A 20,002-nucleotide genomic window follows, 5' to 3' on the forward strand; every position below is an offset into this window, starting at 1 on the left:
GGTTTTGTTAGGCACTCTAGATTCTTATCTTTCATTACGTATCAGGCGGCAAGATTGATTTGCCACATGGATGAAATGTAATGTAATCGTGAACCTGAAAAGCGAACAAATCGTGACCAGGCTTTGCCAAGACCAGCCGAATCATGCATGGGAAACCCGATGATATCTGGCTTTGACGACATTCCCTTCTTTGACGAAGAGCCGGCACCCCGGCAGCAGAAGCAGGACCCGAAGCCGGCGGCCGAGCGCCCCGCCGGCCCCAGCGGTCTTGCCGCGCGTGCCATGGCCGCCCGCAACGGTGCCCGCCCCCGCGCCTCCTATCTCGAAGGCCTGAACCCCGAACAGCTGCGCGCCGTCGAAACGCTCGATGGCCCCGTCCTGGTGCTCGCCGGCGCCGGCACTGGCAAGACGCGCGTGCTCACCACCCGCATCGCCCATATCCTGGAGATGGGCCGCGCCTTCCCCAGCCAGATCCTGGCAGTCACCTTCACCAACAAGGCCGCGCGCGAAATGCGCGAGCGTATCTCTCACTTAGCGGGTGAAGCCGTCGAGGGCATGCCCTGGCTCGGCACGTTCCATTCGATCGGCGTGAAATTCCTGCGCCGCCATGCCGAACTCGTGTCGCTGAAATCCGATTTTACCATCCTCGATACCGACGACGTCATCCGGCTTCTGAAGCAGCTGATCGTGGCCGAGGGGTTGGACGACAAGCGCTGGCCGGCCAAGCAGTTCGCGCTGATGATCGACGGCTGGAAGAACAAGGGCCTCGACCCCGACCAGATCCCGGAAGGCGATTCCCGCGCCTTCGCCAACGGCAAGGGCCGCGCGCTCTACACCGCCTACCAGAACCGGCTGAGGACGCTCAACGCCTGCGATTTCGGCGACCTGTTGATGCACCCGATCCGCATTCTCAAGACCAACCCGGATATCCTCGCCGACTACCAGAACCGCTTCCGTTACATTCTGGTCGACGAGTACCAGGATACCAATACGGCGCAATATATGTGGCTGCGGCTGCTGGCGCAGAAGCCAAAAGGGAACAAGGCCGCGCCACGTCCGATCTCCCCCCTTGAGGGGGAGATTAGTGGAGTAAATATTTGCTGCGTCGGCGATGACGACCAAGCGATCTATGGCTGGCGCGGCGCCGATGTCGACAACATCCTCCGCTTCGAGAAGGATTTCCCCGGCGCCACCGTCATCCGGCTCGAGCGTAATTACCGCTCGACCGCCCATATCCTCGGCGCATCCGGCCACCTGATCGCCCACAACGAGGGCCGGTTGGGCAAGACGCTGTTCACCGAGCAGGACGATCCCGATCACGAGAAGGTGCAGGTCCATGCCTCCTGGGATTCGGAGGAGGAAGCCCGCGCCATCGGCGAGACGATCGAGCAGTTGCAGCGCCAGCAGCACAATCTCAACGACATGGCGATCCTCGTCCGCGCCTCGTTCCAGATGCGCGAATTCGAAGACCGCTTCGTCACGCTCGGCCTCAACTACCGCGTCATCGGCGGTCCGCGCTTCTACGAGCGGCTCGAAATCCGCGACGCCATGGCCTATTTCCGCCTCGTCTGCCAGCCGGCCGACGACCTCGCCTTCGAGCGCATCGTCAATACGCCGAAGCGCGGCCTCGGCGACACGACGCTCCGCTTCCTGCACGATTACGCCCGCTCGCGCGACATCCCGATCCTGCAGGCCTCCGCCGACATCGTCGAGACCGAGGAGCTCAAGCCCAAGCCCCGCAAGGCGCTCTTTGACGTGGTGCAGAATTTCCAGCGCTGGCAGAAAGCGCTCGAGACCATTCCGCACACGGAACTCGCCGAGCAGATCCTCGAGGAGTCGGGCTATACCGACATGTGGAAGGCCGACAAGACGGCCGAAGCGCCGGGCCGGCTCGAAAACCTCAAGGAACTCATCCGCTCGATGGAGAGCTTCGAGTCGATGCGCGGCTTTCTCGAACATGTCGCGCTGGTCATGGATGTCGAGCAGAACGCATCGCTCGATGCCGTCTCGATCATGACGCTGCATTCCGCCAAGGGCCTGGAATTCGACACCGTCATCCTGCCCGGCTGGGAGGAAGGCCTGTTCCCGCACCAGCGCGCACTCGACGAAGGCGGCCGCTCGGGGCTGGAGGAAGAGCGCCGCCTCGCCTATGTCGGCATCACGCGGGCCAAGAAGCGGCTCCACATCTGGTTCGTCTCCAACCGCCGCATCCACGGGCTCTGGCAATCGACCATCCCGTCGCGCTTCCTCGATGAACTCCCCGCCGATCACGTCGAAGTCGCCGAGGTCGAGCAGAGCTATGGCGGCTACGGCCGCAATCCCTACGGCCAATCCCGCTTCGACCGCCAGGAACCCTTCGCCTCCAGCTACAATTCACCGGGCTGGCAGCGTGCCCAAGCCAACAAGACCGACGCCACCCGCAACAACTGGGGCAACCGTTCGGGCCACCAGGTCGAACGCATCGGCTACGGCGAAGCCGGCCCGACCGGCAAGGTCATATCAGGCGAACTGGTGGCCAAATCCAAGATCGACACGCCGAGCGATTTCTCGGTCGGCGACCGGGTGTTTCATATCAAGTTCGGTAACGGGAATGTGGCGGGGATCGAGGGGAATAAGCTGACGATCGACTTTGATCGCGCGGGTCAGAAACGGGTGCTGGACGGGTTTGTGGAGCGGGTGTGATGCTCTTCGACGAATCCGAGATCGAAGAAGCCCACTCTGCCGCATTGCAGATAGAACCTGCCAAGACGTTGCTGGGTCATCTATCCGTCGCTGTAGACCTTGTGCGTAAATCATACATTCAAAGCGCGCATGCTCCAATCGTTCAGACGGTTATTTTTAGCCTTGCGGTTCGAACGATCAATTCTGCTGGCGCATGTCTGAAGCTTGCCGGCAGCGGCTACTTTGCCGGCGCTTTTCATCAATTGCGTGAGCTTGCAGAGCTCGGTGAGTTGCTTGAATATTTCCTCGCAAAGCCAGAAAAATAGCTGAATGGTCAGAAGCCGCTGGCTGGGATCGCGTAGACAAATTCTCATTTAGGAAGATGGACAAAGGGCTTCGCGGAAATTTCAATATTGCTACACGTTGGGCTGAGAGATTCGAACAGTACTCTGAATTGGGCACCCATGTCGGAGCCGCCGGGGCATATGCGATTGCCAAGGACGACGAATTTCAGTACGGCCCTCATATTGATCAGGTGAAATTCATACAAATACTCGGGGAACTTACGATAGACATTTTGGCGATCGCCGATGCATATGTAAGATTATTCGACAATCACTATGATGAGCCGATTCACGAGATTCTTCCGCGAGAATATGTCTTATTTAAATTCTCCGAGGAACATGCAAGAGATGCTTATGAGCGACTGTTTGTAGATTAGTAACTAGCGTCTAACACAAATCGTTCTGACGCGGCAAACCTGATTGTGCTTGCCATTCTGGCCGTTCAATGTCATATTCCCACCATGGGAAATCGGTGGCCTCATGAACGTTATTGCACTCCGAACATTGAAGGCGTTCTACGCACGTCATCCGCAGGCAAAGTTGCCAATGGCCGCCTGGTATCGAGAAGTGTCATTGGCACGCTGGGATAACCTACACGATGTCAAATGCCAGTTTCCATCCGCAGACTATGTCGGAGACGACCGCATCGTCTTCGATATCGGCGGCAACAAGTTCAGGATCATCGCCCGTGTCGCCTATGGCCCCTGGTATCGCGTGATGATCAAGTTCGTCGGCACACATGCCGAATATGACCGCGTGGATGCGAGGACCATCTGATGCAAAACATTCGAGCTCTGAAGACCGAAGCCGATTACGAATGGGCACTTGCCGAAATCGAAGCCTATTTCGACAACCTGCCCGAGCCCGGCACTGAAGCAGCCGAGCGGTTCGACGTGTTAACCGACCTCGTCAGCGCCTATGAGAATCGGAATTGGCCGATCGACGAAATCGACCCCGTGGATTTTCTCGACGGCTACATGCAGAACCACGGCTATGGCCGCGCCGATCTGGCAAACGTCCTCGGCTCGGTCTCCCGCGCATCGGAGATCATGCTGCGCCGGCGCCCCCTCACGCTGGCGATGATCCAGCGGCTCGTCGAGACATGGGGCGCTCCCGCCGAAGCGCTGGTCAAACCCTACGTCACACACAAGCCGGCCGCGGAATAATTACCCCACCCACACGGCTTTACACGATCAAGAAGTCCGCTTCAGTGAGCGACAATCCGCGATCCAGTTTCGCAAAGCGCACTGCATCATTGCCGCCGACGCCGTCGCTATCGAAGAACAAGCCGCCACTCGACTCATTGTAGATGATCCGGTGCGCGGCATCGGTGGCGGCATTGCCAATGTGGAAAGCGCCGGCTGCAAGCGCGCCGGGTGCACCGATGCCAACGAAAACACTGTCTTCCAGAAGGATCAGATCGTGTGCCACGGAAAAGTGGCGGATGATATCGACATTTGCGTTTGCATTAAGCGTCGTAGAGAAAAGGAACTGGTCGTCCGCTGATCCGGCCATCAGCACATCATTGCCGAGCCCGCCGTCGACGCGGATTCCAGGGCCGGCGCCCAGGCCCTCGAGGTCGACGGTGTCATCGCCGGCTCCCGCCGAGAACAGCACGACGTCACCCGCCTCCCGGGCTGCGATTTTCACATCCCAGGGCATGCCCTTGAGCGCCATGGTCGAACCGCTGCCCGACACCGAAACTTTGTCGTCGATAGCGCGTCCCTGGATCGAGATTGTGTCGACCTGTCCGTCGCCCGTGCCTGTCCCGGCCACGATGGCAAGATCGAGACTGATAAGCCGCGCACTGCTTGCCGAAAGATCGCCGATGGCAATGGTGTCGCTACCGCCGCCCGCATGGAATAGAAGCCGCTCCACCAGGTTCGTGGTCATCTGCACGGCGGCGACATCACGAAACAGGTTGAGTTGCTGTCCATTCGAAAATATATCCACGCTCTCGCTGGCGGCGCTTCCGGAGAAATCCAGAAGGTCCTTGCCACCGGCGCCGCCATTGATCGTATCGTTGTCGTCTCCCGGGTTCCAGATAAAGCGGTCAACGCCGTCCGAACCGAGCAGAAAATCGTTGCCGTCGCTACCGCGAAAATCAAGCTGCATCTTGACTGCCGGCAAGATGCTGGCATCGATCAAGTCTGCTCCGATGCCGCCATTGACCACCAGCCGATCTCGGGCATCGGCGTTGCGGATGGCCGTGGTGGCTGGCAGTCCCCCCACCGAAATGACGCCATTGGCGACCGACAGCACAACGACGTCGGCGGCGGCCGTGCCAACCACCGTGACGGTATCGGCGGATCCTGCACGACGCTTCTCGACCAGATCGATGTCTATGCTCTCGACGTCCGTGCCCGTCAGGTCACCAATGCTCAAATTGTCGATGCCGGCCCCGGCGCGAAGGGACAGGCTTTCGACATCGTTTATGTCGAGGACGGTGGCGTCGATGCTGCCGGAGATGATGACCCGCCCGCCATTGGCGACGACGCCGATGCTTTCCCCCGCGCGCGCGCCGCTGAACTCCAGCCTGTCCGCGCCGTCCTGACCTTCAATGACGTCGTTGCCGTCGCCGCTCTTCCAGGCATAAAGGTCGGCATCGCTGCCAAGCAGCGCGACATCGTTCCCGCCGCCGCCCCGGACATGATCTCGCCCATCGCCGCCAATGACAAAATCCCCGTTGACGCTGCCGGTTATCCTGTCGTTGCCATCTCCTCCGTCGAGCTGGAGCTGATGGGCGCCGGCTATTACACCACTGGCATTAATCAGGTCCCCGCCACCTTCGCCGAAGATCCGAAGTGTATCCGTTGCCTCCAGGACGTTGACCCTGACCAACCAGGGCAAGCCGGTGACTTTGGCTATGGTGCCCACGCCGGTGATGGATATGCGATCGGCCGACCCGGTGCCGTGTACCTCTACGGCGTCGGCCTGGGCGTCACCAACCCCGCTGCCGAGAACACCTTCAAGATTGATGAAAATGCCCTCGGCATCCGTCCCGGCCAGCGCATTCACGACGATGTTATCGGCGCCACCCAGGGCATGGTAGAGCAGGGTCTCCATCCCGTGCAGGTCCATGGTGACATTGGCAATGTCCCGGAAGAAGCTGATCCGGGAGCCGTTGGCATTGATGGAAATGTTTTCAGCGATGTTGGCGCCAGAGAAGTCCAGCGTGTCGATGCCGCCTTGCCCTTCAACAACATCGTTGTCATCGCCCGGAGACCAGGCGAAGCGGTCGTTTCCGCTTCCCAGCCGCGCAAAATCATTGCCATCACCGCCGCGGATGACGTCGTTCCCGCCGCCGCCGCCAAGCGTGTCGTCCCCGAGCCCGCCTGTGATCGTGTCGCGGCCGCCGCCTGGAAAATTTGCCCCGTCGGTCACGACAGATGGAGAGACTTCACCTGGTGTGATGATGTCGGGTGAAGATGAACCAGTGAATGTCGCCATGAGCGGAATTCCATGTGCAGACTGATCTGGCAAGGACGCTAGCCTGAAAGCTCGGGGGTGTCACTTCAAATGTCGCGATGACATGACCACGCGATCGCCGCTCCCCGCCCGTGCGCCTGTGGCGAAAGGTCCCGGAACCAACCCGACACGCAGCGCATTTAAACCGCTACGCGACGCTGTGGTCACCACCCACAGGGAGAAGGCTAATGGCATCCGTCCGATATATCGTCACCGACATCGACAAATCAGTCGAGTTCTATCGAGACAATCTCGATTTCAAGGTGGACATGCACAGTCCCGGCAAGTTCGCGGCGCTCCTTCGCGACGACCTGACGCTCTATCTCAGTGCCCCGGGTGCGGGAAGCGGCGGTCACGCGGGCGGCGATCCGAAGCCGGGCGGGTGGAACCGGTTCATGATTGTCACCAGGGAGCTCGACGCCCTGATCGACCGGTTGCGCGGAGCCAACGCCGGCTTCCGCGGCGGCATCAGCGATGGTGGGGCTGGCCGGGCCATCCTGCTTGAAGACCCATCGGGGAACGTCATCGAACTGTTCGAGTTCAAGAAGGACTGAGATTCTGGCTCGTCCGTACCCGTTCACCTTTCATCTTGACCGGGTGACCCCCGTATTCATTAGTTCCCACTCAAACCTTGTGCTATACTTCCTCCCACTAGCCATGCTGCGAGAATTGTCGAAAGCGCGCAATAGGACTGTGGATTCTGGCGCACCGCACAGCTTTGTAGCATAAGCTCTTCATTACCTCCTTGTCGGCCTCGGGTATGAGATCGGGGTCCTTCTCTGGAGGGAGCATGCCATGCCCGAATCCGTCATCAGAAACCGATTGCTCGAGGCGCTGCCCGAATCCGTGCTGGCGCGCTTTCAGCCGCATCTGGAACCGATAGGGCTCCCCATCCGCTACGCCCTGGTCGAGCCCGACAAGCGGCCGGAGCACGTCTACTTCATCACCAGTGGCCTTGCCTCCGTCGTGACGTCGAACCATGACCACGAGAGCATCGAGGTGGGTCATATCGGGTTTGAAGGCATGACCGGTGCGCATCTGCTGCTGCATACGGACACGACGCCGGCCAGCACCTTCATCCAGATCGAAGGCACGGGCCTGCGGATGCCGTCGAATATCTTCCTCGACCTGGTCGAAAACGAGCGCTCGGTTCGCGAACTCTTCCTGCGCTATGTGCACTGCAACGAATTGCAGTTGAACTATTCAGCCCTGGCCAACGCCCGCTACAGCGTCAACGAACGCCTGGCGCGCTGGCTGCTGATGTGCCACGACCGGATGCATGGCGGCGATGTGGTGCTGACCCATGAATTCCTTGCCCTGATGTTGGGCGTCCGGCGATCCGGGGTCACGGTCGCCATACATATCCTCGAAGGCGTCAAGGCGATCAGGGCGCGGCGCGGCAATATCAAGATCACCAACCGCGCGATGTTGCTCGATCTCGCCGGCGGCATCTATGGCGTGCCGGAAGCCGAGTATGACCGCCTGATCGGACCGCTCATCCCGCGGTTTGACGGCCTCGCGGACCGCCAGGCTGAGAACACGGGCGCCCGCCTCCGTACGAATAGCGATTGAGCGTCCCGAGATATCCGAGCCCTCGAGAATGGCCGCACTCATTAGTGCCCGCGCGTCCTTCAGCGGCCGTCGCCTCTACCCCGCATTCGCCCCCAGCGCCTGCTCCAGATCGGCAATCAAATCCGCTGGCGTCTCCAGCCCTACAGACAGCCTGAGCAAATCCGTGGGGCAAGGCGTCCCTGGCCCCTCGATCGACGCCCGGTGCTCGATCAGCGATTCCACGCCGCCGAGCGACGTCGCACGCTTCCAGAGCTTCACATTCGCCGCCGTCCGGATCGCCGCTTCCTCGCCAGCCCGCACCCGCACCGACAGCATGCCGCCGAAGCCGCCTGTCATCTGCCGCGCCGCCACGGCGTGACCGGCATGCGTGGGCAGGCCGGGATAAAGCACCTCCAGCACGCGCGGATCGGCGGCAAAATGTTGCGCCACGGTCATTGCCGCCGCACTCATCGCCCGCACGCGCAGATCCAGCGTCCGCATGCCGCGTATCAGCAGGAAGGCTTCGAACGGCCCGAGGATCTGGCCAAGCATCGACCGCACCCGCTTGATCCGCGCCCAGAATTCATCCTCACGCGCCGTGCACAGCGCACCGGCGATCGCATCTGAATGGCCGTTGAGATATTTGGTCGCCGAATGCATGACGATGTCGGCGCCGAGCGACAGCGGCTGCGTCAGGATCGGCGTCGCCACCGTCGAATCCACCACCAGCCGCGCGCCGGCCGCATGCGCGATCTCGGCCACGGCGGCAATATCGGTCACCGTCCACATCGGGTTGGCCGGCGTCTCGATCCACACGAGCTTCGTCTCGCCTGATTTCACCGCGCCCCGCACCGCGTCGAGATCATCAGTATCGACGAAATCGACCTTCAGCCCCCAAGCGGTGGCATCGCTCTTCAGCCAGTTGCGCAGCGCCCAGTACATCACCGTGGGCGCCACGACATGGTCGCCGGGGGCAAGCGCCAGGAACACCGCCGTTGCCGCCGACATGCCCGAACCGAGCACCAGGGAAGCGGCGGCGCCTTCGAGCATATCAAGGATGCTCTCGACCTCGCGCACGGTCTCATTGTCGGCCCGGCCGTAGATATTACCGGACCGGTACTGGTTATCGGGATCGCGGATGAAGGTCGAGGTGATGTGGATCGGCGGCGTAACAGCCCGGCTCGCCTCATCGATCTTGCCCAGCGCCTGCGCCAGCAGGCTCGCCTTCGACCATTCCATCCCGTCGCTCCTTGTTTGACGGGATGTCCTTAGACAAGCAGCAAGCCATAGTCAAAGCAGGTCAAGCGGCCTTCCGGTCTGCCATCCGGGCCGCAAGCACACCCCCGTGCCTATCGACGAATGCCAGCAACCGCTCGGCATAATCAGGCACCACGGCCTCCTTCACGCTTCCGCGCGCCGCCAGCGCCTTCCGCCACCCCACCAGCTTCGGCTTGCCGGCGAACACGCCGAGATCGATCCGCCGCTCGAAGCCATCGAAGTAGCGGAACACCGGCGCGAACACCGCGTCGACCACGCTGAACGCCTCGCCCGAGAAGAACGGCCCCTCGCCCAGCACGCCTTCCAGCCGCGCGAACTTCTCGCCCACCTGCGCCACCGCCTGCTCGAACGCCGCCTCGTCGCTGGCCGTCTCGATCGTCCAGATATTTGCGAGGATCGACGAGCCGAATTCCATCCACGCCCGATGCCGCGCCTTGGTCAGCGCATCGGCCGGATGCAACCTCGGCTCCACAGTCTCGTCGAGATATTCGACGATCACCGAGCTCTCGAACAGCACCGCGTCGCCCACGACAAGCAGCGGCACCTTGCCGAGCGGCGAAATCGCCTTGAACCAGTCCGGCTTGTTGGCGAGATCGATATTGATCCGCTCGAAGGGCACGTTCTTTTCGGCCAGCGCGATCGAGGCGCGCTGCTCATAGGGGCAGAGATCGAAGGATACGAGTTTCAATGTCATGGCTTTTCTCCATATCAATGCACTTGCATCTATATGGATGCGGATGCATCTTTTGTCAAGCTTGATGCAGCTGCATGAATCTGGATAAATGAAGGGATGATAGCGAAAATGCCCTCCGACCCCACGACCGACGCCTGGATCGCCCTCGTCCGCGCGCAGCAGAAAGTGCTCGGCGCCGTCGAGGCCGACCTCAAGGCATCGGGCTTCCCACCGCTTGCCTGGTACGACATCCTGCTCGAACTCCGCCGCGCCCGGCCCGATGGCCTGCGTCCGATGGATTTCGAACCGCGCCTGCTGCTCGCCCAGCACAATGTCTCCCGCCTGCTCGATCGCCTGGAGAAAGCCAGCCTGATCCGCCGGGAGGTCCACAAACGCGATGGCCGCGGCCAGCAGATCCACATCACCGATGCAGGGCTCGAATTGCAGCAACGCATGTGGCCGGTTTATGGTGCGGCGATCGAGCGGCATGTGGGTTCGAAGCTGGCGGGGGATGGGGACGCGGGAGATTTGGCGGGGTTGCTCGGCAAGCTGCTTGCTGATTGACCTAGGGTCACCCTTCATGCCCACAGGTCTCGTTGACCAGGATATGCCTATCTCCTAATATGTCCGTATCGTTTCGACAGGCCCGCAAACGCTGGTCCCTGCCCGATGCGGCCGGAAGGATTTGCCCCATGGTTACGAAGAAGGGTACTAACAAGAACGACCATTTGACCGGAACGGCCTCTGACGACAAGCTTTTCGGCCTCGAAGGCAACGACGTCCTCAAAGGTCTGAACGGCCACGACATTCTTTTCGGCGGTGTCGGTAATGACACCCTCGAGGGCATGCTGGGTGACGACGAGTTGCTGGGCGAAGGCGGGAATGACCTTTTCCTGCCGGGAAATGCATCCAGCGGCGCCGACGCCATGCATGGCGGCACGGGCAAGGACACGGTCAGCTACGCCAATTTCGCGACGATGACGGGCATCAATCTGACGTTCCATAGTGGAAATGAAGTCGGCGCCGAGGACGCTGCTGGTGATACGTTCCAGGGCATTGAGAACTTCATAGGCACGCGCAGCTCGGACTTCATCAATTTCCATTTCTACAACAATGTGTTGCCCGGCTTTATTTATGGTGGCGCGGGCGATGATATCATCGCCGGAAAAGGCAACCTCATACGTGGCGATGCCGGCACGGATTGGCTCTATGCCGATGTCAATCTGGCGAAAGCCGACACTATCTGGCTGCAACTGAACAAGGGCAGCGACAACGTGATCAACTTTGACAGCGCGGAAGATCTCCTTCGAATTCGCGGTGACGAATTCGGCATAGGGAGGCTTCTGAACGGCAACGAACTCTTCAATCGCGCCGCCGATTCCAATGCGACGGGGGCGAGCGCGCAGTTCATTTTCCGCCAGGATAACGATCAGCTCTATTTCGATGGCGACGGTACTGGCGCGGACGCCGCCATTCTCATTGCCTCCTTCTCGGGAATGTCCGCCGGTCAACTCGTACAGAGCGATTTCGAGATCGTGTAACGGGCCGATTGACGGTTTTGCGTCTTGAGAGCGAAGATTCTTTCCATTGGAATCAGTGGGTTATTTGATTTCCAGAAAATATTCCTATATTTCTCGTCCCCGCCCTCCAAACCTGTGAGAGAATCGCCATCGTTCCGCCCTCGGCTACACCGTAGGGCGCTATGGCGAGGCGGAACCGGTGCCTGTTGCGGGAAGACGACGTAAAGTCCCGCCTCAGGCGTCCGCGAGAAGGGGTCTCCCCCGGGTACCGCCGCAAGGCCAAGTACGCGTGGCGTGCGTTGTACCGCACACAAGCCCATCCCCCCTGGAAATTTCAGGTCCGGGACCGGGATGGGTGCAGACGACCGAGTTCGCGGATGAAAATACACCGAACGGGGCACGGATACGTGTCTTACCGGCTGTCGCAAGGCAGCCAACTAAACTCGGCACGGAAACGTGCCCCGGCCGATCTCTCATGCGAAAGCGAAGAGATCGGGAGTCAGAATGCCTAAACCACGGACGGAACCCGCCGCGTGAACACGAACCCGCGCCTGCTCCGCCACAGCGGCCGACCGCACCGCCTTCGCCGCGTCCTAGCCGATCCGCCTCGCACTTTCCTTACGACCGATTGCCACAGTCAGTTCCCCGCAAGCAGCCACGCCGATAATCCGCGCATTCCAAGGAGATCAGGAGTGACGATGACTGACGAAAGCTTCTGGCCGGTCCGGATCAAGGGCGATGTCACCGTCTGCGTCTCGCCGACCATCCACCAGATGACCAGCTATGTGCTGCTCGAGCAGGAAGACTGGTTCGAGGACGAGATGGATTTCGTCCGCGCGCTCACAACTCCCGACATGAACGCCTTCGATATCGGCGCCAATCACGGCGTCTATGGCCTGACCATCGCCAGGCGTCTCGCGACCGGCCATGTCTGGGCCTTCGAGCCGACGATCGCGCCGGGTACGATGCTGGCGAAAAGCGTGGAATTGAACGGGCTCGGCGATCGCATCACCTGGGTCCATGCCGGCCTGTCGGACCATGATGGCGAGGCGGATATCGGCATATCAGCCGACAGCGAGACCAATTCCCTGCAAGGCGCCGGCACCCGCACCGAGCGGATCACGCTCCGTTCGCTCGATGCATTCGTCGCCCGCGAAGGCATCGAGACCGAAATCCACTTCGTCAAGCTCGACGCGGAAGGCGAGGAAATCCGCATTCTCGCCGGCGGCCGTGATTTTTTCTCCCGCCAGTCGCCGCTCGTCATGTTCGAGCTGCGCCACGGCAACCAGGTCAATCACGGCCTGATCGAGATGGTCCGTTCATCAGGCTATGACATCTACCGTCTGCTGCCCGGCCTCGATATCCTTGTCGAATATTCACCGCTGTTCCAGGATGGCTTCCTGCTCAACCTTTTCGCCTGCAAGCCGGACCGCGCGGCGGAACTGGCCAGGCGTGGATTGCTCGCGACCCGCGAAGACATAGCGGCCCAAGCCAACGAACAGCCGGAAGCGCCTTGGCAGGAACGGCTCTTCACCCTGCCCTTTGCGGCACCGCAAGCCGAAGCCTGGCGAGCGCATGCGCCGCGCGTCGATCCGGATTACGACTTCGCCCTCTCCGCCTGCCTCGCCGCGCAGGACCGGTCGCTGACGCCCGCCCGCCGCGTAACCCTTGCCCGCGCGGCACTGGCGCGGATCACCGCAATCGCCGATTCCGGCAAAGGCGACATCGCGCTCTGGCTGCTGCGACTGAACCTGACCCATCTCTTGGGCGAGCGGACGCTCAGCCTCGGCATTACGCAAAAGCTGGCGGGCCTGCCCGAGACAACTTTCGCGACATTGAAGCCACCGTACCTGCCGCCTTCACCCCGCTTTTACGATCGCCCTGCCTGCGGCACCCATGCCGGCGTCATGGTCGCGATCCGCGAATTCATCGAATATCGCCAAGCCTTTTCCAGCTATTTCTCCAATGCCCCGCTCAACGATCTCGCCGCGCTTTCCGCCCGGTCGGATCACGGCATCGAGATCGACCGCCGGCTGATCCTCTCGGCGCGGCGCCGCGGCATGCCGGTCAACATTCCCGATAGCCATGATCTGTTCCAACCCGGACGCTCCGCCAACAGTGCGATATGGCACGGAATCGCCCGATGAGCGGGCGCCCGGCACGCCGCCCCTTGGCGCGCGCACCGAACCGCATTACATCTCCCGTCGTGATTTGATCCGGAGTAGACCACTTGCCATTTTCCAAATCCCTGCCGACCCCGCCCCTCGCCCCCAAGAAGCCCGTCACCGATACCCGTCACGGCATGACCCGCACGGATGATTACGCCTGGCTGAGGGCCGACAACTGGCAGGCGATGTTCAAGGATCCGTCGATCCTCGATCCCGAAATCCGCAAGCATCTGGAGGCCGAGAACACCTATCAGGAAGCGGCGATGGCCGATACCGAGGAGCTGCGCAAGACGCTGTTTGGCGAGATGAAGGGCCGCATCAAGGAGGACGATTCCTCCGTGCCGATGAAGGATGGCCCCTATGCCTATGGCACGCTTTATGTAACCGGCGGCGAGCAGGCGCATTATTTCCGCACCCGCCGCGAGGGCGACGGCCTCAAGGAAGTGCTGCTCAATGGCGACCGCGAGGCCGAGGGCAAGGACTATTGCCGCATCTCGGGCATCGATCACGCGCCCCGGCATGACAAAGGCCTCTGGGGCTATGACGACAAGGGCTCGGAATATTTCACCCTGAAGATCCGCGACTTTACATCAGGCAAGGACCTCGACGATGTGGTCGAGAATACCGGTGGTGGCGGCGTCTGGACGCCCGGCGGCCAGAGCTTCTTCTATTCGATGCTCGACGAGAACCACCGTCCCTCGAAGATATTCCATCACGTACTCGGCACGCCGCAATCGGAAGACCGGCTGGTGTTCGAGGAGGAAGACCCCGGCTTCTTCATGGGCGTCGGCGGCTCGCTGCTCGACGACTATATCTTCATCGATATCCACGACCACGAAACATCCGAGAACTGGATCATCCCGGCGAAAACACCCGGCGCCGAGCCGCAACTTGTCGCAGCGCGCGAGACCGGCATCGAATACGAACTGGTGTCCGGTGGCGATGTCTTTTACATCCTGACCAATGACGGCGGCGCCAAGGATTTCAAGATCATGCAGGCGCCGGTTGAATCACCTGGTAAAGAGAACTGGACCGAAGTCGTGCCGCACCGGCCGGGCACGCTTATCTTGTCGCATGGTGCCTTTGCCGGCCATCTCGTCTGGATGGAGCGCCATGAAGGCCTGCCGCGTATCCAGATTCGGGACCGCGAGACCGGCGAGGATCACGCCATCGACTTCGATGAGGAAGCCTATTCGCTAGGCCTCGGCGGCGCGCTGGAATATGACACGCACTGGATCCGCTTTTCGTATTCCTCGATGACCACGCCGACCCAGCTTTACGACTACAATATGCGGACCCGCGAACGCGTGCTGCTCAAGACGCAGGAAGTCCCCTCCGGCCACACGATCGCGGATTACGAGACGCGGCGTGTCTTCGCCACCGCGCCCGACGGCGAGAAAGTGCCGGTGTCGCTGCTCTATCGGAAGAATACGCGGCTTGATGGCTCGGCACCCTGCCTGCTCTACGGCTACGGTGCCTATGGCATTTCCATCCCCGCATCCTTCTCGACCAACGCGCTGTCGCTGGTCGATCGCGGCTTCGTCTATGCAATCGCCCATGTCAGGGGCGGCAAGGACAAGGGCTTTGCCTGGTACGAGAACGGCAAGATGGCCCACAAGAACAACACGTTCACCGACTTCATCGCGGCTGCCGATCATCTGGTGACGGAGAATTTCACCGCATATGACCGCATCGTTGCCGAGGGCGGTTCCGCGGGCGGTATGCTGATGGGCGCGATCGCCAACATGGCGCCCGAGAAGTTCGGCGGCGTCATCGCGGCGGTGCCCTTTGTCGATGTGCTCAACACGATGCTCGACGACACGCTGCCGCTGACCCCGCCCGAATGGCCGGAATGGGGCAATCCGATCGACTCCAAGGAAGACTATCGCAACATCGCGTCCTATTCGCCCTACGATAATGTCGGTGCCAAGGCCTATCCGCCGATCCTCGTGCTGTCGGGCCTGACCGATCCGCGCGTCACCTATTGGGAACCCACCAAATGGGTGGCGAAGCTGCGGGAGCATTCCACAAGCGCCAGCCCGATCCTTCTCAAGACCAATATGGGTGCGGGCCATGGCGGTGCATCGGGCCGTTTCCAGCGGCTCGAGGAAATCGCCTACGAATATGCCTTCGCGCTGAAGGTGGCTGATATCTGAGAGCTTGCCGGCCAAATCCCGATTTGGGACGTATCCGCAACTTGCGATACGTTCCCTTTCCGGAACACGTCGCATTTGCCCTCTCGGCGAAAAACTGCATTAACCCTGTTCTGCGGATTGCCCCGGATTCTGGCCGAAAACCGGTCAGTTTCCAGGGCTTCGGGCCGCTGATTTACCGGTCGTTAGCCTTTTGATCCTGTAATCGCCCCCAACGGGATCAAGGAGCCAGCAATGTTCGCTCGTGCTGCAGACGCATTCAAGAATGGAATGAAAACCATCGGCAGCCGGTTCGTCACGGATCGCGCCGGAAACCTCGCCATGTCCTTCGCCATCGTCAGCGTGCCGCTGCTGGCCGCGATCGGTGCTACCATCGACTATACTCAGCTGGTGAATTCCCAACGCCACCTTCAGGACGCGATCGACGCCGCGGCCGTTTCGTCCGCCGCTTCCTTGGTGGCGGGAAAGCATACAGAAACCACGGTCAAGGATTACGCCATCAACTTCGTACTTGCCCAATTGGGTTCCGAGCTGACTGCGACCGAGCAAACCCAGCTCAAGGCTGCCATTGGGGTCACTGTCACCACCACCGGCAGCGGCACCTCCAAAAACTACGCCATCAAGGTCACGGGCGGATATGACGTAAAGCTAAGCCCTTTTGCCCAATTCGTCGGCTACACGACCAGGCCTGTCGGGGGGGTAAGCGTTACACAGAGCCAGGCGACGTCCAAGAACGCAATGTCGATGTACGTGGTGCTCGATAGATCAGGCTCCATGTCGTGGGTGACAGACACCACGAGCTCGCTCAACAGCAAGTGCCAGAACTATTTTGATATGGACGATTGGAAGCAATACCCCAACATCCAGAAAACAAGTCCTTGCTATGTCAACAAGATGAGCGCGGTCAAGACGGCGGCGGCGGCCCTCTTTGACCAGTTCGACGCTGTGGAGAAAAAGGACACTACGGACACCCTAGTCCGCGTTGGTGGCGTATCGTTCAATGACAGCACACAGTCGCCGCAAGCCACTGACTGGGGCACGACGAAGATCCGCAATTACGTGACCGCGCTGCCTGCCTATCCGGAAGGTGGCACTAATATGACCGGGGGCATGAAACAAGCCTATGACTCCTTGACTGCCGCTTCCGAAACCACGGCACAGACTGCCAAAGGCAATACGTCCTTCTCCAAATTTATTGTCCTGATGAGCGATGGAGAAAACACCGGCTCCAGCGGCACGCACAAACCGGCGCTTGACGTCATCACGCTCACCTACTGCACAAATGCAAAGCTTGCCGGCATCACCATCTATACCGTTGCCTTCATGGCCCCGACCAATGGCGAGATTCTATTGAGGGCCTGCGCAAGTACCACCAGCAACTACTATGCAGCCAATGATATGCCGAGCCTGATCAAGGCGTTCGCCGAAATCGGTGACAAGGCAACCCAAGCGGCAACACGCATTACGAATTGATCCCTCGACAAGACCGATCACCGGGCGCTTTTGTGCCCGGGGATCGCCTTGAGATAGGCCGCGATCGCCTCGCGGTCTCCGTCCGGCAGCTTGGCGATGTTCTTCTGCACCTCGGCCATCGCGCCGCCGACGAAGTCGAAGTCCGGCGTATTGCCGTCCTTGAGATACGTCACGATGTCGGCCTCGCTCCATGAAGCGATCGAACCCTCCGGCGTGATGTTGGGAATTCGACCCTTTCCCTCGGGATTGGGCGCGCCCGCCAGCCACATGTCAAACTGAAACCCACCCAATTGGTCGCGCGGCGAATGACATTCGCCGCAATGGCCGGGACCTTCGACGATATATTGCCCGCGCTTGACCTTGTCGTCGGCGTCAGTGATCGCCACTCGCGGCGCCTCATCGAGATAGAGGAATTTCCAGCCGCCCAGTGCCAGCCTGATGTTGAAGGGAAAGCCCAGTTCGTGCGGCGGCGTGACATTATCGCTCTTCGGCAGCGTCTTGATATAGGCGAACAGATCGCTCACGTCCTTCGCCGTCATCCTGCTATATGAGCCGTAGGGCAGAGACGGATAGAGATGCTCCCCGTTGGGGCCGACGCCGCGCGTCAGCGCATTGCCGAACTGCGCCAGCGTCCAGCCACCGATACCGGCCTTCTCATCCGGAGAGATATTGGGAACATGGAACCTGCCGAAGGGGCTGTTGAGCGCAAGTCCGCCCGCCAGAACCAGCTGCTGGTCGCCTTCGGCCTTCGGCGCCTTGTGACAGCTGACACAGCCGCCCATGGAGAAGACGAGTTCGCCGTTCTTGACATCCGGCGTGCCCGCCGAGGCCCAGAAGTCGTCGGGATGCGGCTGCGGCCGGGTGATCCAGAGAAAGGCGCCGGCACCGACTGCGCCTAGAACCACCAAAGCCCCGAGAGTCTTGACGATCTTTCCTGCCATGTAGCGCCCTCCAAGTTCTATCAATGGGCACTCTGGCAGGACTTGGCCGGCCCGAATAGCCCATCCGTGGAACGGCCGCCATATTCCTTTCGAGCAAGGGAAATATAGCGGCCGGACATGTGGATGGATCAGAACGCGCAATCAGCTCTTCTTGATGCGGTAGACCTCATGGCAACCGCCGCAATCCTTGCCGAGCGTGCCCATCGCGGCACCGACTGCCGCCTTGTCGGCTGGAAGCTGGGCGAGAAGCGCATCAACGTCGGCCGCGAGCTTGGCCGCTTTTGCCTCGAAGTCCGCCTTATTCTCCCAGATCTTCGGGCTGGCTCCCTCGTCATCCTTCTCGGAACCCGGCGGGAAATAAGTCGGGAAGACCGTGATCGCTTCCTTGATCGATGTCAGCGAGGTCTTGACCACCTCGGCATCGTAATCCTTCTCGCCCTTGGCGATGGCGGCCAGCGCGCCCATGGCTTTGCCGTTCGTCTTCATCGCGGCTTCCCGGTTGTCAGCTTGGTTCTCGGCGGAGACGACCGCAGTCGCCCCGATAAGACAGATTGCGGCCACTGTCAGAATGCGCTTGATCATCGTCCTGTTCTCCCATTTTCAAAGACGCCCGACAAAGGCCCGGGCCGAGTTTCCTGAACGTCGGCACCATCCCATAGAGGTTGCGAAATGAAAATAACAATTCGGTGATCGGCACTTAGAGCGTGTCGCAGTTATTGGGAGCCATTCTGCCGGAGCAGGTTTTCGTCAGGACCAAGGCGATGGACGAGCGTCGTACCCATAGGTACGGCCGAGACCATCGCCGCAGGAACTGGCGGAAAGATGCCCGGTCCTTCGGATTGGCTGATCCGGGTCGCCTGATCGACCGGCAGGCTTGGCCGTATGCCCTTGGCTACGGCACGCGCCTGCCGGTCGACCATGCGACTCCGCCTAAGCCAACAGAATTGCGCCCAATAACTGCGGCACGCTCTAAACGGAAAACCGGAATCATTTTCGGAATTTCCGCAGGACCACGAAATGCCGTAAGCATCCGCGGCCCCGCGCCATTGTTTACAATTCCCGAACAGACCGTTCATTGTTCAGGCATTGGACGACTGCACCCAGCCCTGCCAGCCGGTGAAGAGTGCCGCCAGAATGATCAGAAGCCCCGCGACCCTGCCGGTCCAGATCGTGGCACTCGCATTGCCGGTGAGAAAGGCACGGGCGCGGCCGGCACCGAGCGCCGCGGCGCCGTAGATCAGGAACTGCATGATGATGGTGAGCAAGCCCATGATCAGCGCCTGTTGCGTGATCGAGCCATATTGCGGCTTCATGAACTGCGGATAGACGGCGAGGATGAACAACCATGCCTTGGGGTTGAGCATGCAGGTAAGAAACCCGCGCCAGAAGGTGGTCAGCAGCGATGGCGCGGTCGCGCCCTCCACCGCATCGACCGTGATCGAGCTGCGGATCAGCCCGATGCCGACCCAGACCATATAGGCCGCACCCAGCAGAAGCATCGGCAGGAAAAGCTGCGGGATCAGCACCGCCAGAACCGTGACGCCCAGCGTGCCTGTGATCGTGTGGACGATTCCCCCGCCCATGATGCCCAATATGGCGGCAAGTCCGGCGCGCGTGCCGCCGGCCAGCGCATTGGCGAGCACGAAGACCATATCCATGCCGGGCACGATGATGATGCCGAACAGAAGGGTTGCGAAGATCCAGAGATTGTCGGAATATTCCATGTCAGTTGCTCGCTCCAATCAGGGATGAAAAATTTCTTGAATCCCTTG

At 60.7% G+C, this 20,002-nt stretch carries 19 protein-coding genes; 12 read left to right on the plus strand and 7 right to left on the minus strand.

Annotation, left to right across the window (positions count from 1 at the left end):
- The first annotated feature begins 159 nt into the window (after positions 1 to 159).
- From IHQ71_RS15920 to IHQ71_RS15940, 5 genes are all read left to right on the plus strand, one after another.
- Entirely contained in the window at positions 160 to 2,682 is a 2,523-nt protein-coding gene (locus IHQ71_RS15920) for an ATP-dependent helicase (protein ID WP_258157438.1), read from the plus strand.
- Positions 2,682 to 2,987, plus strand: a complete 306-nt coding sequence (locus tag IHQ71_RS15925) for a hypothetical protein (RefSeq protein ID WP_258157439.1) — start codon at positions 2,682 to 2,684, stop codon at positions 2,985 to 2,987. The genes IHQ71_RS15920 and IHQ71_RS15925 overlap by 1 nt, the downstream gene beginning before the upstream one ends.
- Before the next feature lie 56 nt (positions 2,988 to 3,043).
- Positions 3,044 to 3,382: a hypothetical protein gene (locus IHQ71_RS15930; RefSeq protein ID WP_258157440.1), complete on the plus strand. Its 339-nt coding sequence runs from the start codon at positions 3,044 to 3,046 to the stop codon at positions 3,380 to 3,382.
- Between the two features lie 103 nt (positions 3,383 to 3,485).
- Positions 3,486 to 3,782, plus strand: a complete 297-nt coding sequence (locus IHQ71_RS15935; protein ID WP_258157441.1) for a type II toxin-antitoxin system HigB family toxin — start codon at positions 3,486 to 3,488, stop codon at positions 3,780 to 3,782.
- The gene (locus tag IHQ71_RS15940; protein ID WP_258157442.1) at positions 3,782 to 4,171 is read left to right on the plus strand and encodes a type II toxin-antitoxin system HigA family antitoxin; all 390 of its coding nucleotides are present in this window, start codon (positions 3,782 to 3,784) and stop codon (positions 4,169 to 4,171) included. The genes IHQ71_RS15935 and IHQ71_RS15940 overlap by 1 nt, the downstream gene beginning before the upstream one ends.
- Before the next feature lie 19 nt (positions 4,172 to 4,190).
- On the opposite strand, the gene IHQ71_RS15945 is transcribed toward IHQ71_RS15940, so the two are convergent.
- Positions 4,191 to 6,455 (minus strand): hypothetical protein, encoded by a 2,265-nt coding sequence (locus tag IHQ71_RS15945; protein ID WP_258157443.1) that lies wholly within the window; start codon positions 6,453 to 6,455, stop codon positions 4,191 to 4,193.
- Between the two features lie 206 nt (positions 6,456 to 6,661).
- On the opposite strand from IHQ71_RS15945, the gene IHQ71_RS15950 reads away from it, so the two are divergent.
- The gene (locus IHQ71_RS15950; protein WP_258157444.1) at positions 6,662 to 7,027 is read left to right on the plus strand and encodes a VOC family protein; all 366 of its coding nucleotides are present in this window, start codon (positions 6,662 to 6,664) and stop codon (positions 7,025 to 7,027) included.
- A gap of 241 nt (positions 7,028 to 7,268) precedes the next feature.
- Entirely contained in the window at positions 7,269 to 8,045 is a 777-nt protein-coding gene (locus tag IHQ71_RS15955; protein ID WP_258157445.1) for a Crp/Fnr family transcriptional regulator, read from the plus strand.
- A 75-nt stretch (positions 8,046 to 8,120) separates the two neighbouring features.
- Here the strand turns inward: IHQ71_RS15955 and IHQ71_RS15960 are convergent, their stop codons facing one another.
- Together IHQ71_RS15960 and IHQ71_RS15965 are read right to left on the minus strand one after the other, a co-directional pair.
- Complete coding sequence (locus IHQ71_RS15960; RefSeq protein WP_258157446.1) at positions 8,121 to 9,263, minus strand: PLP-dependent aspartate aminotransferase family protein; 1,143 nt, start codon at positions 9,261 to 9,263, stop codon at positions 8,121 to 8,123.
- 61 nt (positions 9,264 to 9,324) lie between these two features.
- The gene (locus IHQ71_RS15965; RefSeq protein ID WP_258157447.1) at positions 9,325 to 9,996 is read right to left on the minus strand and encodes a glutathione S-transferase family protein; all 672 of its coding nucleotides are present in this window, start codon (positions 9,994 to 9,996) and stop codon (positions 9,325 to 9,327) included.
- Positions 9,997 to 10,104: 108 nt separating this feature from the next.
- Between IHQ71_RS15965 and IHQ71_RS15970 the strand changes: the two genes are divergently transcribed.
- The 5 genes from IHQ71_RS15970 (at position 10,105) to IHQ71_RS15990 (ending at position 17,289) form a co-directional block, all read left to right on the plus strand.
- Positions 10,105 to 10,539: a MarR family winged helix-turn-helix transcriptional regulator gene (locus IHQ71_RS15970; RefSeq protein WP_258157448.1), complete on the plus strand. Its 435-nt coding sequence runs from the start codon at positions 10,105 to 10,107 to the stop codon at positions 10,537 to 10,539.
- Positions 10,540 to 10,667: 128 nt separating this feature from the next.
- On the plus strand, positions 10,668 to 11,516 hold the full coding sequence (locus tag IHQ71_RS15975) for a calcium-binding protein (RefSeq protein ID WP_258157449.1): 849 nt from the start codon (positions 10,668 to 10,670) through the stop codon (positions 11,514 to 11,516).
- A 677-nt stretch (positions 11,517 to 12,193) separates the two neighbouring features.
- Positions 12,194 to 13,642: an FkbM family methyltransferase gene (locus tag IHQ71_RS15980; protein ID WP_258157450.1), complete on the plus strand. Its 1,449-nt coding sequence runs from the start codon at positions 12,194 to 12,196 to the stop codon at positions 13,640 to 13,642.
- Positions 13,643 to 13,725: 83 nt separating this feature from the next.
- Positions 13,726 to 15,819, plus strand: a complete 2,094-nt coding sequence (locus IHQ71_RS15985; protein ID WP_258157451.1) for a S9 family peptidase — start codon at positions 13,726 to 13,728, stop codon at positions 15,817 to 15,819.
- 231 nt (positions 15,820 to 16,050) lie between these two features.
- The gene (locus tag IHQ71_RS15990) at positions 16,051 to 17,289 is read left to right on the plus strand and encodes a TadE/TadG family type IV pilus assembly protein (protein ID WP_258157452.1); all 1,239 of its coding nucleotides are present in this window, start codon (positions 16,051 to 16,053) and stop codon (positions 17,287 to 17,289) included.
- 17 nt (positions 17,290 to 17,306) lie between these two features.
- On the opposite strand, the gene IHQ71_RS15995 is transcribed toward IHQ71_RS15990, so the two are convergent.
- The 4 genes from IHQ71_RS15995 to IHQ71_RS16010 all read right to left on the minus strand — a co-directional run bounded on the left by IHQ71_RS15995 (position 17,307) and on the right by IHQ71_RS16010 (position 19,954).
- Positions 17,307 to 18,230, minus strand: coding sequence for a cytochrome c (locus IHQ71_RS15995; protein ID WP_258157453.1), 924 nt, complete (start codon positions 18,228 to 18,230; stop codon positions 17,307 to 17,309).
- 141 nt (positions 18,231 to 18,371) lie between these two features.
- On the minus strand, positions 18,372 to 18,812 hold the full coding sequence (locus tag IHQ71_RS16000) for a cytochrome c (RefSeq protein WP_258157454.1): 441 nt from the start codon (positions 18,810 to 18,812) through the stop codon (positions 18,372 to 18,374).
- A gap of 131 nt (positions 18,813 to 18,943) precedes the next feature.
- Entirely contained in the window at positions 18,944 to 19,150 is a 207-nt protein-coding gene (locus IHQ71_RS16005) for a hypothetical protein (RefSeq protein WP_258157455.1), read from the minus strand.
- 159 nt (positions 19,151 to 19,309) lie between these two features.
- A complete protein-coding gene (locus tag IHQ71_RS16010) occupies positions 19,310 to 19,954 on the minus strand; it encodes a LysE family translocator (protein WP_258157456.1) in 645 nt (214 codons plus the stop codon).
- Positions 19,955 to 20,002 lie beyond the last annotated feature (48 nt).

The organism is Rhizobium sp. TH2, from assembly GCF_024707525.1.
Lineage (GTDB): Bacteria > Pseudomonadota > Alphaproteobacteria > Rhizobiales > Rhizobiaceae > Rhizobium_E.